Origin of the sequence: Paracoccus everestensis, from assembly GCF_021491915.1 — a bacterium.
GTDB classification, from domain to species: domain Bacteria; phylum Pseudomonadota; class Alphaproteobacteria; order Rhodobacterales; family Rhodobacteraceae; genus Paracoccus; species Paracoccus everestensis.
Genome location: NZ_CP090836.1, coordinates 1,654,059 through 1,666,072 on the forward strand (window position 1 = coordinate 1,654,059; position 12,014 = coordinate 1,666,072).

Consider the following 12,014-nt stretch of genomic DNA (forward strand, 5'->3'; position numbering starts at 1 on the left):
CGTTAGAACCGTGCCCATGGATATTCTGGACAAGATCAAGGCCTATAAGCTGGACGAGATCGCAGCCGCCAAGGCCGCGCGTCCGCTGGCCGATGTCGAGGCTGCCGCCCGCGCAGCCTCCGCTCCCCGTGGTTTTGCGCGCGCCTTGTCGGCAAAGGCCGCAACCGGCGCTGCGCTGATTGCGGAAATCAAGAAGGCCAGTCCCTCTAAGGGACTGATCCGTCCCGACTTCGATCCCCCGGCCCTGGCCCGTGCCTATGAGGCGGGCGGCGCGGCTTGCCTGTCGGTCCTGACAGACGCACCCAGCTTTCAGGGCGCGCCCGAATACCTGACCGCAGCCCGAAACGCCTGCTCCCTGCCCGCCTTGCGCAAGGACTTTCTTTACGACCCCTATCAGGTGGCCGAGGCGCGGGCTTGGGGCGCGGACTGCATCCTGATCATCATGGCCTCGGTCGACGACCCCCTTGCGGCCGAGTTGGAGGACGCGGCCTTCCACTGGAGCATGGACGCGCTGATCGAGGTTCACAACCGGGCCGAACTGGACCGCGCCTTGCGCCTGAAATCCTCGCTGATCGGTATAAACAATCGCAATCTCAAGACTTTCGATCTGTCTTTGGATGTAACGCGCGAACTGGCCCCCGCTATCCCCACGGATCGTGACATCGTCTGCGAAAGCGGCTTGTTCACCCCCTCCGATCTGGGTGCAATGATGCAGGTGGGCGCGCGCCGCTTCCTGATCGGAGAAAGCCTGATGCGCCAACCGGACGTGACCGCCGCAACGCGCAACATTCTGGATGTCGCCGCATGAGCCTGACCCACTTCGACGCCGCCGGTCAGGCCCATATGGTCGATGTGTCGGACAAGGCTATCACGACGCGCGAGGCCGTGGCCGAAGGCTGCATCACGATGTCGGCGGAAACGCTGGCCCTTGCGCAAGGCGGCGCAGCCAAGGGCGACGTAATGGGCGTAGCCCGTCTTGCCGGGATCATGGCCGCCAAGCGGACTGCCGACCTGATCCCGCTATGCCACCCGTTGCCTATTACCAAGGTGTCGCTCGATCTGACTCCAGACGCGGCCCTGCCAGGACTTCGCATTACGGCCACTGTCCGCACCACCGGCCAAACCGGAGTCGAGATGGAGGCATTGACCGCCGTATCGGTCGCCTGCCTGACGGTCTATGACATGCTCAAGGCCGTCGAGAAATCCATGACGATCGAGGGGATTAGGCTGATGCGAAAAAGCGGTGGAAAATCCGGTTTCTACGAGGCCAATCTGTGATTTCGGTCGAACAGGCGCTGGCACAGGTGCTGGCGCTTGCTCCGGCCCCGGAGGCCGAGCATCTCCCGCTTGACCAGGCTTGGGGCCGCGCCTTGCTGGAACCGGCCTTGTCGCGCATGACGCAGCCGCCCTTCGACGCTTCCGCCATGGACGGGTATGCGATCCGTGACGCCGACATCGACCAGAACCTTCATGTGGTTGGAGAAGCTGCTGCGGGACATCCCTATTCGGGTCCGGCAGCCCCCGGCACGGCAGTGCGCATTTTCACGGGCGCGCCGGTTCCTGCGGGATATGACCGTGTGATCATGCAGGAAAACGTGATCCGCGACGGGGATCGCATCACGGTCGCGGACAAGTCGGGCGGGACCAATATCCGCCCTGCTGGCGACGATTTTTGCAAAGGCGACAGGGTGACGCCCGGACGCAGGCTTTCGGCCGCAGATATTGCGTTGCTGGCTGCGATGAACGTGCCAGTGGTCACAGTCTCTCGCCGCCCCCGCGTGGCAATCCTGGCGGGCGGAGATGAGTTGGTGCCGCCGGGGGTCGCACCGGGGCCGGGCCAGATCATCAGTTCCAACGACTTGGCCATTGCAGCCCTGGCCCGCCAGGCAGGTGCAATGCCGGAAATTCTGCCGATCGCACGGGATACCGAAGAAAGCCTGCGCGCCAGCTTTGCTGCGGCCCAGGGCGCCGATCTGCTGGTCACGATTGGTGGCGCGTCCGTCGGGGATCACGACCTGATCGGCAAGGTTGCGTCGGATTTGGGCTTGCAGCGCGCCTTCTACAAGGTCGCGATGCGGCCCGGCAAGCCGCTGATGGCGGGAAGCCTTGACACCATGCCTATGCTTGGACTGCCTGGAAATCCAGTTTCTACAATGGTTTGTGCAATTTTATTCCTGCAGCCTCTGATACGGGCGATGCAAGGCCTGCCCCCTCGGCTGCACCTTCGGAAAGCGCGCCTTGCCCATCAGCTTTCAGCCGAAGGAAACCGTCAGCACTACCTGCGCGCCACGGTGACGGAAGGCCCCAGCCTTCCGCTGATCCACCCTTTCCCCAGCCAGGACTCGGCCCGGTTGTCCCTGATGGCCCAAGCCGATGCGCTGCTGGTCCGTCCCGCTGGTGATCCGGCGCGGTCTGCAGATGATATCGTCGATTACCTTCCCTTGTATGTCTAAGGATTAACTAAATTTTCAATTCCTTATGTTCTGTTCGTTGACGCAATTCAGCTTGTGCGATAGAACATAAAAGGAACAATACGATGCCGGGGATGGACGCAATGCTGACTAAGAAGCAAATCCAGTTGCTGGATTTCATTCAAAAGCGCATGGCGCGCGACGGTGTGCCGCCGTCCTTTGATGAAATGAAGGAAGCCTTGGATCTGCGGTCGAAATCCGGCATTCACCGACTTGTCACGGCATTGGAAGAACGGGGATTCATCCGCCGCCTGCCGCACCGGGCGCGGGCTTTGGAAATCGTGCGTCTGCCGGACGCGTTGCTTGGCAACCAAGCGGCCGAGCCTGTCCAGGCGAAGCAAGCGGGATTTACCCCTCGGGTCATTGCCAATACCCGGCCGCCTCGTCCGCGGGGCGCAATCTCGATCATGGACAGCCCGGCCGTCGAATTGCCTCTGATGGGCCGGATTGCGGCTGGTGTCCCGATCGAGGCGATATCCGAAGTTTCCCACCACGTCGCGGTGCCGGGCACCATGTTGTCGGGGCGCGAACACCATTACGCGCTCGAGGTGCAGGGCGATTCGATGATCGAGGCGGGGATCAACGACGGCGACGTTGTGGTGATCCGGGAACAGGACACGGCGGATAATGGCGATATCGTCGTCGCCTTGGTCGATGGCAGCGAGGCGACCCTGAAACGCTATCGCCGTCGCGGCGGAATGATCGCATTGGAGGCTGCGAATGCGGCCTATGAACCCCGCATCCTGCCCGAAGATCGGGTTCGCATCCAGGGACGCCTTGTCGGTCTGATCCGCAGCTATTGAACCAGGTTGCGGGGATCAGAGGTGGTCGAAGAACCCCGCGCCGGCCCGGTCCAGAAGTTCTTGTGCAAGGTCGGCACCCATGGCCGGACCGTTGTGCAGACCGCCCTCGCGGTGCCCGCTGATCGCAGCGGACCCGTCGGGACGCAGGATCTCTCCGCGTAACAGCAGGGTATCGTCGCGGATTTCGGCCAATCCTGCGATTGGCGTTTCGCAGGATCCGTCCAGCCGGGCCAGAAACGCGCGTTCTGCAGCGATACGATGGCCCGTTGGTCCGTGATGGATTGCGGCCAACAGCATTGCCGCCACTTCATCATCGGCACGCCGTTCCACCCCGATCGCGCCCTGGGCCACGGCGGGCAACATCTCGGCCGGATCGATGGGTCCGCGCGCCACATGCAGCATATCCAGCCTCGAAAGCCCCGCCATCGCCAGGAAGGTTGCGACCGCAATGCCGTCATCCAGTTTCCTCAACCGGGTCTGCACGTTGCCGCGAAACTCGACCAGATGCAAATCCGGGCGACGATGGGCCAGTTGCGCGCGCCGCCGCAGGCTGGAGGTTCCGACAACTGCACCGGCCGCAAGCCCGGTTATGGAGTCGGTATGCGGGCTGACAAAGGCATCGCGCACGTCTTCGCGGGGCAGCAGGCAGTCGATCACCAAGCCCTCGGGCTGGATGGTCGGCATATCCTTCATCGAATGCACGGCGATGTCGATCTGGCCCGCGATCAGGGCATCCTCGATTTCCTTGGTGAACAGCCCCTTGCCACCGATGTCCTTCAAGGGCCGGTCGATGATCCGGTCGCCGGTGGTCTTGATGACGACAATGTCGAAGGCATCAGGTGCCAGCCCATGGGCGGCTGCCAGACGGTCGCGCGTCTCGTGCGCCTGGGCGAGGGCCAGCATGGAACCGCGCGTTCCGATTTTCAGGGGGCGTGTGGGATCGGGCATTTGCATCATGGTTCCGGCATAGCGTCAGGCGGGCTGCTTGACAACGCCCCCTGCCTCGCCTTGAACGGGCTTCAGGAGGCCACATGACCAAACTTCTTCTGCGCGCCCTGGCGGGTGAAAGCCTGCCCACCCCGCCGATCTGGATGATGCGCCAGGCTGGCCGCTATTTGCCGGAATATCGCGCCACGCGGGCACAGGCCGGGGATTTTCTGTCCCTGTGCTACAACCCCGATCTGGCGGCCGAGGTGACGTTGCAGCCCATTCGCCGTTTCGGCTTTGACGCTGCGATCTTGTTTGCGGATATCCTGTTGATCCCTCAGGCGCTTGGCGCCGACGTGTGGTTCGTCACGGGCGAGGGTCCGCGTCTGTCCACGATCACCTCGGCAGGTGATCTGGCGCGTCTGAAACCGGCTGACCAGATCCATGATCGCCTGGCTCCGGTTTACGAGACTCTGCGTATCCTGGCGCGGGAATTGCCAAGGGACACTGCACTGATCGGCTTTGCAGGTGCGCCCTGGACGGTTGCCACCTATATGATCGCCGGGCGCGGCACGCCGGACCAAGGTCCGGCCCATGCGTTGAAAGACATGGACCGCGCCACCTTTACGGCGCTGATCGACCGCATCACCGAGGCTACGATTCTGTACCTGTCCGCCCAGATCGAGGCGGGGGCCGAAGTCGTCAAGCTGTTCGACAGCTGGGCAGGAAGCCTGAGGGGTGCGGATTTCGACGACTTTGCCGTCGCGCCTGTGCAGCGGATCATTGCCGCGTTGAAGGAACGTCATCCTGGCACCCCCATCCTCGCCTTCCCGAGGGAAGCGGGCGAGCGTTACATCGGCTTCGCCCGCGCGACCGGGGCCGATTGCGTTGCCCTGGACAATTCGGTCGATGCGGAATGGGCAGCGCGGCATATTCAGCCAGACGGCTGCGTTCAGGGCAACCTCGACCCGCGGCATATGGTCACGGGCGGTCCCGCCCTTGTGGCCGAAGCACAGCGCATCACCCGCACGCTGCGGGGGGGGCCGCATATCTTCAATCTGGGCCATGGTATCACGCCGGACGCGAACCCCGACAATGTCTCCGCGATGATCGAGGCTGTCCGCAGCGCATGATCTGGGTCGCGGCCACGCTGATCGCGGCCACGGCGCAGACGGCACGAAACGCCGCCCAGGCGGGTCTGACGCGGCAGGTCGGAACGATCGGCGCAACCGCCGTGCGCTTTGTGTTCGGCTTTCCCTTTGCGGCATTCGCGCTGGCGATCGCGGCGGCATGGGTGCCCATTCCCCTGCCTGGTGCGCTGGTGCTGGGATGGGCGGCGCTTGGCGCCCTCGCGCAGATCGGGGCGACGGCCCTGATGCTGGTCACGATGCGGGGCCAAAGTTTCGGCGTCGCCACCGCGCTGATGAAGACCGAGCCGGTGACGCTGGCGCTGATCGGCGCGGTGGTTCTGGCCGAACCGCTGGGCCCGGCCCGGATGGGTGCCATCGCTGTCGCAACCCTTGGCGTCGTTCTGGCATCGGGTGCGGCATGGGGCCGTGCGCCCTGGGGCGCAGTTGCAACGGGCGTCATGTCGGGCGCGTTGTTCGGGCTGTCCGCCATAGGCTTTCGCGGCGCCTTGCTGGGCCTGCCCGACGGGGGCTATGTGATCCGCGCGATAACGGTCTTGGCAATCACCCTGGGGATCCAGGCGGCACTGATGATAACTTGGCTGGTCCTGCGCGACCGCCGCGCGCTGAAGGGGGTTTTGGCCGAATGGCGCGTGTCGTTGGGGGCTGGGTTCCTGGGGGCCTTTGCCTCGCTGTTTTGGTTCATTGGTTTTGCGCTGACGCCCGCCGCCGATGTCCGCACCTTGGCCCTTGTCGAGGTGGTGATGGCGCAGACCTTGTCAGGGCGGCTGTTTCGCCAAACCGTTCGCCCGCTGCAACTGGCCGGCATGGCGCTGATCCTGGCGGGGGTCGGCTGGCTGCTGGCGGTGGCGTAAGCATATGCTCGCTTCCTCAGCGCAAGCGAGACCGCCACCAGCATCAAAGACAGAAACCGGCGCATCACGACCATGCCGCGCGAATCCCGCAGCATTTGGCGGCTGCACCTGCAACCGTAATGATCCCGGCATGGATCACGATCGCAATTGCCACATGAACCAGCGACAACCCGACCGCCGGCGGCACAAGGAGGTGATCGGGTGACAGAAACCCAGGCAGCACCGCGATTTAAAAAGCAAAAGCCTTGGGGTTGGCAGCGTAACCCGCGCGCCGCCCGTCGCCAAGCGCAAGGATCGCCGGAGAGGCCATGTTGGTCCGGGCGTGATCTCTGTCAGGATCGCCGCAAGGACAAAGCCCCATGCTGCCTCGGATCGACCCCGCCCAACAGGCTTTGCGTCAGGTCCATTTCGCCAAGGGTGGCAGGCTCATCAGCACCGCATCGGCGTTATGGCCGGTTTCCAGCCCGAATTTCGTGCCCCGGTCGTAAACAAGGTTGTATTCCGCATAAAGCCCCCGATGGACAAGTTGGGTGTCGCGGTCGTCATCGGTGAAAGGGTGGCCCATCCGCAATTCGGCCAAAGGCAGGAAGGCGGGCAGGAACGCCTCGCCCACGGCGCGGGTAAAGGCGAAATCGGCCTGCCAAGCGCCAGTATTCAGATCGTCGAAGAAGATGCCGCCGACGCCCCGCGCCCGGCTGCGATGGGGGATGAAAAAGTATTCATCCGCCCAGGCCTTGAAACGGTCGTAATAATCGGCGCTGTGGGCGTCGCAGGCGGTGCGAAGGGTGGTGTGGAAATGCGCCGTGTCTTCGGCATATTCGATGCAGGGGTTCAGGTCCGCCCCGCCGCCGAACCACCAGGCACCCGGCGTCCAGAACATCCGCGTGTTCATGTGGACCGCAGGGGCGTGGGGATTTTGCATATGTGCGACCAGGCTAATGCCCGATGCCCAGAAGCGCGGATCGCTGTCGATCCCCGGCACGCCGCGCGATGCCATGGCGGCCTGGGCGCGGGGGGCAAGGGTGCCGTGAACCTCGGACCAGTTGACGCCGACCTTTTCGAAGACGCGGCCGCCGCGCATGACCGACATCAGACCGCCGCCGCCATCGTCGGCGCGGATGGTCGGGGTCACGTCGAACCGTCCTGCGGCAGCGGTTCCCGGCCCGAGATCCTCCAACCCTTCGAAGGCGGCAACGATGCGGTCGCGCAGGGTGCGGAACCAAGCGGCGGCGGTGCGGCGTTCCTGATCCATCTGCCTTCTCCAATCTTGATTTGCCAGCCTGTGCGCGCGGCGTTAGCATCCCTTACCCGCTGTAAAGAGACCCGTCATGACCCGCAACACCGCCCTTGCCGCGACCTTGGCCTTGCCATTGCTGGTGGCGGCCTGCGGCACCCCCCAGGAACGCTGCATCAGCAACAACACCAGTGAATACCGAACCGTCAGCCGCCTGCTGGCCGAGGTCGAGGGGAACCTGGCACGCGGCTATGCCTGGGAGGAACGGCAGGTCGTGCGCGACCGGCTGACCCAGTGCCGGACGATCTGGCGCGACAAGGACGGCAATGCGGTCACAGGATACGAACCCTGCTGGCGCGATTATGTGGATACGGAGCGTTTCCGCGTGCCCATCGACCCGGCCGCGGAACAGCGCAAGCGCGACAACCTGGCGGCGCGTCAAACGCAACTGGGCGACCGGGCGGCAGCCGTGGTGCAGGCCTGCCGCGCGGCTTTTCCGGAAGATCAGGGCTGATCAGACCGTCTGCACCGCCACCCGATCGGCCAGGCTGCGCCCGCCGTCAACAGTCACGATCTGTCCGGTCACGAACCGCGACGCATCGCTTGCCAGATACAGCACGGTGTCAGCCAGTTCATCGGCAGGGGCGATGCGTCCCATGGGCGTCGCCGCGACGATCCGGTTGCGCAGGTCGGGCTTTTCGCGCAGCGATTCCTGCAATTCGTGGGACATCACGCTTCCGAAACGGACGCCGTTCACCCGTATTTTGTGGGGTGCAAGCGCCAGGGCCATCCCGCGCGTCGCCTGTTCCTGTGCCGCATAGGCGATGGAATATCCCAGCATGGTCGGCACCGGATGCAGCGCGGCCAGGGTCGAGATGTTTACGATCGCCCCTGCCGCGCCGGCGGCGGGATCGGCCTCGGTCTCGGCCTGCTTGATCATGCGCTTGGCCACGATCTGGGTCATCCGCAGCCCGGCCATGACGTTCTGGCGCAACAGTTGTTCCAGCACATCCAGATCGGTATCCAGCGGGTCGGACGCTTTGACCAGCCGATGCGCGTTGACCAGGATATCGACCCGGTCAAAGGCATCCAGCGTCGCAGACAACAGGTTCGCCGTCGCCAGCTTTTCCGACATCCGGCCCGAAAAGCAGCGGACATGGGGATCGCCGTCGGCGTAATCGGACATCGCCGTGGCCAGTGCGGCTTCGTCCCAGTCGGCGAACATGACATGGGCGCCGCGTTCAACGAAGTGCCGCGCAATGGCCAAACCGATACCGCGCCCTGCCCCCGTCACGATGGCGGTCTTGCCCTGGATGGACAGGCCCATCAGCGCCGCGCCTTGCGCACCGGGTTGCGGCTGGCATTGCGACCCGCGCCCGTTGCCTCGATCACCTTGAAGCGGTTGTCGCCGCGCAGTTCAGTGACTTGGGCGAAATGCTGCGCCAGGGCGGTTTCATAGGGCAGGTGCCGGTTGGCAACCATCCACAGCCGCCCCGCCCCGGTCAGCAGGCGCGCGGCAGCGGCGATGAAATCCGCCCCGATCCGGGGGTCGGCCATACGACCATCATGAAAGGGCGGGTTCATGATCACCCCGTTCACAGGTTCGCGCAGGGTGAACTCGCGGGCATCCGCCCAGTGGAACTGCGCACGCGGATCCAAGATATTGTCACGTGCGGACTCCAGGGCGGCGTGATCTGCCTCGACCAGATGAATGGCCTCGATCCCTGGGCGGGCCAAGGCCTGCGCGGACAGCCAACCCCATCCGGCACCCAGATCGACCACGCGGGTCGGCATCCGGTCGGGCAGCGCAGCCGCCAGCATGGCCGATCCGGGATCGATTCCGTCGGCGGAAAACACGCCGGGCCGCGTCACGAAGCCCGGCACGACCTCGCGCGCGCGCGCGGTCCAGTCCTCAGGCAACCAGTCGCCCGCCGGCACGGTCACGCGAAAGATCTTGCCGTGCGCCTTGCTGTGAACCTCGTCCACCGGGGCAAGCAGCCGCAGCTCCCGCAGCATCGAATCGATGCCATCGGTCTTTTGCCCGTCGATCCACAGCGCGGCACCGGGCACCAGGCGGGACGCGGCATCGGCGATGCGAGCGCGTGCCTCGGCCTTGGCGCGGGGCAGGATGACCAGGGCGCCGTCGAACCGGCCCTCGACCGCAGGCGCAACAAGGAAGCCGCGCGCGGCCAAGGCGTTGTGATCGGGGAAATGTCCTTGCCGGATGCGGGTATGCGCCGGGTCCAGCGGCGACAGATCATCGCCCCCCCGCGCGCCGATCACAAGAAAATCCCCTTCGGGACAGCTATCCGAAAGGGCCAGGGCCAGACGTGTCGTTGTCACTGTTATTCTTTTTCCATTGTGCATTGCAGCGGGTGCTGCTGGCGCCGCGCCAGTTCCATGACCTGCGCGACCTTTGTTTCGGCAACCTCGTGCGAAAATACGCCCACAACAGCCACGCCCTTGCGATGGACGGTCAGCATGATGTCGATCGCCTGGGCATGGGTCATGTTGAACAGCCGTTCCAGGACATGGACCACGAATTCCATCGGCGTGAAATCGTCGTTCAGCATCAGCACCTTGTACATCGGCGGGCGCTGCGTGCGCGTGCGTGGCTTGACGGCCAGTTCGATGTGGTCGTCGGGTCCGTCGCCGTCTGTCATCCAGTGCGCCATGCTGTCCGTCTGGTCCTGCGATCCTGCTGCCCAAGCCAATATAGTCTATTTCACCGGCGATGAAAGCCCGCCCAAAGTTGAGATGGGACAAGAAAATACACCAAATGGGCGGTTACATGGCTGTGAATGCCGTGCTATTATCCAGATATTAAGCAAGGGCATGCGACAAACGACATGCCGTCCCGAGGCAGAGAGACAGCGACAGTGATCCGTATTTCCCAGACAGCCCGGCTGTGGGCCTTTCTCGTGCTGGCCATGCTCGTTCCGGCGACGCTTTCGGCGGCACCTTTTGCCGCCTATGTGATCGACGCGCGCACAGGCCAGCCCATCTACAAGCAAAACGAGGATACGCGGCTTCATCCCGCGTCCCTGACCAAGATGATGACGCTGTACATGGCCTTTACCGCAATCGAACGCGGGCAGGTCCGGCTGGATTCGCAATTCCCCGTATCCACCAATGCGGCGTCCGAACCGCCATCCAAGCTGGGGCTGAAGGCGGGGCAGCGAATCGAATTGCGCTATCTGATCCGCGCCGCCGCGATCAAGTCCGCGAACGACGCCGCCACCACCATCGGCGAAGGCTTGGCCGGGTCGGAAGAAGCCTTTGCCCAGCAGATGACGCAGATGGCCCGCGCCTTGGGGATGCGGAACAGCAATTTCCGCAACGCCCATGGCCTGACTCAGGAGGGGCATTATTCGTCGGCCCACGACATGACCATCCTGGGGCGGCGGCTGTTCTATGATTTTCCGCAATATTACAACATCTTTTCGCGCCGGTCGGCGGATGCGGGAATTGCGCAGGTGGCCTCGACCAACAAGCGGTTCCTGGATGCCTATGAAGGCGCGGACGGAATCAAGACCGGCTATACCCGTGCGGCAGGCTTCAACCTGACGGCGTCTGCTCAGCGCGGCAACAAGCGGGTGATCGCTACGGTTCTGGGCGGCACCTCGACCGCGCATCGCAACCAGGTCATGGCACAACTGCTGGATGCTGGCTTCAGCCGGGTTCCGAACCGCGTCCGCGAGGTCCGCCCCGAAGCACCGCGCCTGCTGGCACAACGTGTCGTGCGGCGCGCGCAGGTCGAGCCCTCGGCCGCAGCGACGACACCGGAACCGCAGCGGCTGGTGCTGTCGGCATCTGCGCCGCCCGTGCGGGTCAGCCGTCCTGCCTTGGCCTCGACAGCCGCCGTGGCCCAGGCCCCGCAGGTCGCACGCGAAGCGGCCCCGGTGGGCGGCCTGACCTTGGCGGCCAGTGCGCGCCCGGTCAGCCGCCGCGCGACCGCACCTGTCGCGGAAGCCCAAGTCGCCGAAGCTGCGCCACAGGCGCAATCCGCCAGCCTGGCCGCCCCGGTTCTGGCCGCATCGGCCCGTCCTGCCCCGTCACCACGGTCCCGCACAGCCAGCACGGCGGTTGTCGCGACCCCCAATCCCGGGGCCGAACCCGAGGCCATCGCCCGCGCCGTGGCCGAGGCCGTTCCGCAGAACGGCGGAACCTCGATGTCGCTGCTGGCCTCGCCCGCGCCGAAGCCGCGTTCCGAAACGGTGATCCTGGCGGCCATGGGGGAAGGCGACATAGCCGACCCCGAGACGTTGGAGATCGTGTCCCGCCCCGCCAATGGCGGACGCGGCTGGGGCGTGACGCTGGGTATGTTTGCGTCCCGGGCCGAGGCGGAAAAGCTGCTGTTGCGCAGCGCCTTGCAAGACGGTGCAATCCTGGGCGGCGCCGCGCGACACGTTGCCGATACCAAGCGCGGCTTCCAGCCCAGCTTTGCCAACATGACAAAGGGCAATGCCGAACTGGTGTGCGAACGCTTCGTTAGCCGGTCGCAGGAATGCCAGGTCGTCGGCCGCTGAAAGCCGTCACCGTTCCATGACGAAGGGGGCAGAGTGATCTCTGCCCCC

At 64.7% G+C, this 12,014-nt stretch carries 13 protein-coding genes; 8 read left to right on the plus strand and 5 right to left on the minus strand.

The annotated features are described in order from the left end of the window. Nucleotides 1–16 precede the first annotated feature (16 nt). The 4 genes from trpC (at nt 17) to lexA (ending at nt 3,274) form a co-directional block, all read left to right on the plus strand. Nucleotides 17–808 (plus strand): indole-3-glycerol phosphate synthase TrpC, encoded by a 792-nt coding sequence (gene trpC, locus LZ585_RS08190; RefSeq protein ID WP_234853127.1) that lies wholly within the window; start codon nt 17–19, stop codon nt 806–808. Continuing rightward, entirely contained in the window at nt 805–1,278 is a 474-nt protein-coding gene (gene moaC, locus LZ585_RS08195) for a cyclic pyranopterin monophosphate synthase MoaC (RefSeq protein ID WP_234853128.1), read from the plus strand. The genes trpC and moaC overlap by 4 nt, the downstream gene beginning before the upstream one ends. Further along, on the plus strand, nt 1,275–2,453 hold the full coding sequence (locus LZ585_RS08200) for a molybdopterin molybdotransferase MoeA (RefSeq protein ID WP_234853129.1): 1,179 nt from the start codon (nt 1,275–1,277) through the stop codon (nt 2,451–2,453). The genes moaC and LZ585_RS08200 overlap by 4 nt, the downstream gene beginning before the upstream one ends. Nucleotides 2,454–2,554: 101 nt before the next feature. Continuing rightward, the gene (lexA, locus tag LZ585_RS08205) at nt 2,555–3,274 is read left to right on the plus strand and encodes a transcriptional repressor LexA (protein ID WP_234855790.1); all 720 of its coding nucleotides are present in this window, start codon (nt 2,555–2,557) and stop codon (nt 3,272–3,274) included. 15 nt (nt 3,275–3,289) lie between these two features. On the opposite strand, the gene hemC is transcribed toward lexA, so the two are convergent. Continuing rightward, the gene (gene hemC, locus LZ585_RS08210) at nt 3,290–4,222 is read right to left on the minus strand and encodes a hydroxymethylbilane synthase (protein WP_234853130.1); all 933 of its coding nucleotides are present in this window, start codon (nt 4,220–4,222) and stop codon (nt 3,290–3,292) included. Between the two features lie 83 nt (nt 4,223–4,305). Between hemC and hemE the strand changes: the two genes are divergently transcribed. Both hemE and LZ585_RS08220 read left to right on the plus strand, forming a co-directional pair. Then, nucleotides 4,306–5,334, plus strand: a complete 1,029-nt coding sequence (gene hemE / locus LZ585_RS08215; RefSeq protein ID WP_234853131.1) for a uroporphyrinogen decarboxylase — start codon at nt 4,306–4,308, stop codon at nt 5,332–5,334. Then, on the plus strand, nt 5,331–6,203 hold the full coding sequence (locus LZ585_RS08220) for a DMT family transporter (RefSeq protein WP_234853132.1): 873 nt from the start codon (nt 5,331–5,333) through the stop codon (nt 6,201–6,203). Before hemE ends, LZ585_RS08220 begins: the two co-directional genes overlap by 4 nt. Before the next feature lie 397 nt (nt 6,204–6,600). Here LZ585_RS08220 and hemF read toward each other — a convergent pair whose 3' ends face one another. Continuing rightward, a complete protein-coding gene (gene hemF, locus LZ585_RS08225; protein ID WP_234853133.1) occupies nt 6,601–7,455 on the minus strand; it encodes an oxygen-dependent coproporphyrinogen oxidase in 855 nt (284 codons plus the stop codon). Nucleotides 7,456–7,531: 76 nt separating this feature from the next. Between hemF and LZ585_RS08230 the strand changes: the two genes are divergently transcribed. Beyond that, a complete protein-coding gene (locus LZ585_RS08230; protein WP_234853134.1) occupies nt 7,532–7,951 on the plus strand; it encodes a hypothetical protein in 420 nt (139 codons plus the stop codon). Here LZ585_RS08230 and LZ585_RS08235 read toward each other — a convergent pair whose 3' ends face one another. Genes LZ585_RS08235 through clpS form a run of 3 tightly spaced genes read right to left on the minus strand, consistent with a single transcriptional unit; the run spans nt 7,952 to nt 10,100 of the window. Then, nucleotides 7,952–8,764 (minus strand): SDR family NAD(P)-dependent oxidoreductase, encoded by an 813-nt coding sequence (locus LZ585_RS08235; protein ID WP_234853135.1) that lies wholly within the window; start codon nt 8,762–8,764, stop codon nt 7,952–7,954. Then, a complete protein-coding gene (locus LZ585_RS08240; protein ID WP_234853136.1) occupies nt 8,764–9,780 on the minus strand; it encodes a class I SAM-dependent methyltransferase in 1,017 nt (338 codons plus the stop codon). Before LZ585_RS08240 ends, LZ585_RS08235 begins: the two co-directional genes overlap by 1 nt. Before the next feature lie 2 nt (nt 9,781–9,782). Beyond that, on the minus strand, nt 9,783–10,100 hold the full coding sequence (clpS, locus tag LZ585_RS08245) for an ATP-dependent Clp protease adapter ClpS (RefSeq protein WP_234853137.1): 318 nt from the start codon (nt 10,098–10,100) through the stop codon (nt 9,783–9,785). A gap of 216 nt (nt 10,101–10,316) precedes the next feature. Between clpS and LZ585_RS08250 the strand changes: the two genes are divergently transcribed. After that, nucleotides 10,317–11,966, plus strand: a complete 1,650-nt coding sequence (locus LZ585_RS08250; RefSeq protein WP_315857585.1) for a serine hydrolase — start codon at nt 10,317–10,319, stop codon at nt 11,964–11,966. Nucleotides 11,967–12,014 lie beyond the last annotated feature (48 nt).

What these genes read in the sequence shown, in the direction of transcription:
- hemE (WP_234853131.1), top strand. Translation starts at nt 4,306, where the DNA reads ATGACCAAACTTCTTCTGCGCGCCCTGGCGGGTGAAAGCCTGCCCACC.
- LZ585_RS08235 (WP_234853135.1), bottom strand. Translation starts at nt 8,764, where the DNA reads ATGGGCCTGTCCATCCAGGGCAAGACCGCCATCGTGACGGGGGCAGGG.
- hemF (WP_234853133.1), bottom strand. Translation starts at nt 7,455, where the DNA reads ATGGATCAGGAACGCCGCACCGCCGCCGCTTGGTTCCGCACCCTGCGC.
- moaC (WP_234853128.1), top strand. Translation starts at nt 805, where the DNA reads ATGAGCCTGACCCACTTCGACGCCGCCGGTCAGGCCCATATGGTCGAT.
- hemC (WP_234853130.1), bottom strand. Translation starts at nt 4,222, where the DNA reads ATGCCCGATCCCACACGCCCCCTGAAAATCGGAACGCGCGGTTCCATG.
- lexA (WP_234855790.1), top strand. Translation starts at nt 2,555, where the DNA reads ATGCTGACTAAGAAGCAAATCCAGTTGCTGGATTTCATTCAAAAGCGC.
- clpS (WP_234853137.1), bottom strand. Translation starts at nt 10,100, where the DNA reads ATGACAGACGGCGACGGACCCGACGACCACATCGAACTGGCCGTCAAG.
- LZ585_RS08230 (WP_234853134.1), top strand. Translation starts at nt 7,532, where the DNA reads ATGACCCGCAACACCGCCCTTGCCGCGACCTTGGCCTTGCCATTGCTG.
- LZ585_RS08220 (WP_234853132.1), top strand. Translation starts at nt 5,331, where the DNA reads ATGATCTGGGTCGCGGCCACGCTGATCGCGGCCACGGCGCAGACGGCA.
- trpC (WP_234853127.1), top strand. Translation starts at nt 17, where the DNA reads ATGGATATTCTGGACAAGATCAAGGCCTATAAGCTGGACGAGATCGCA.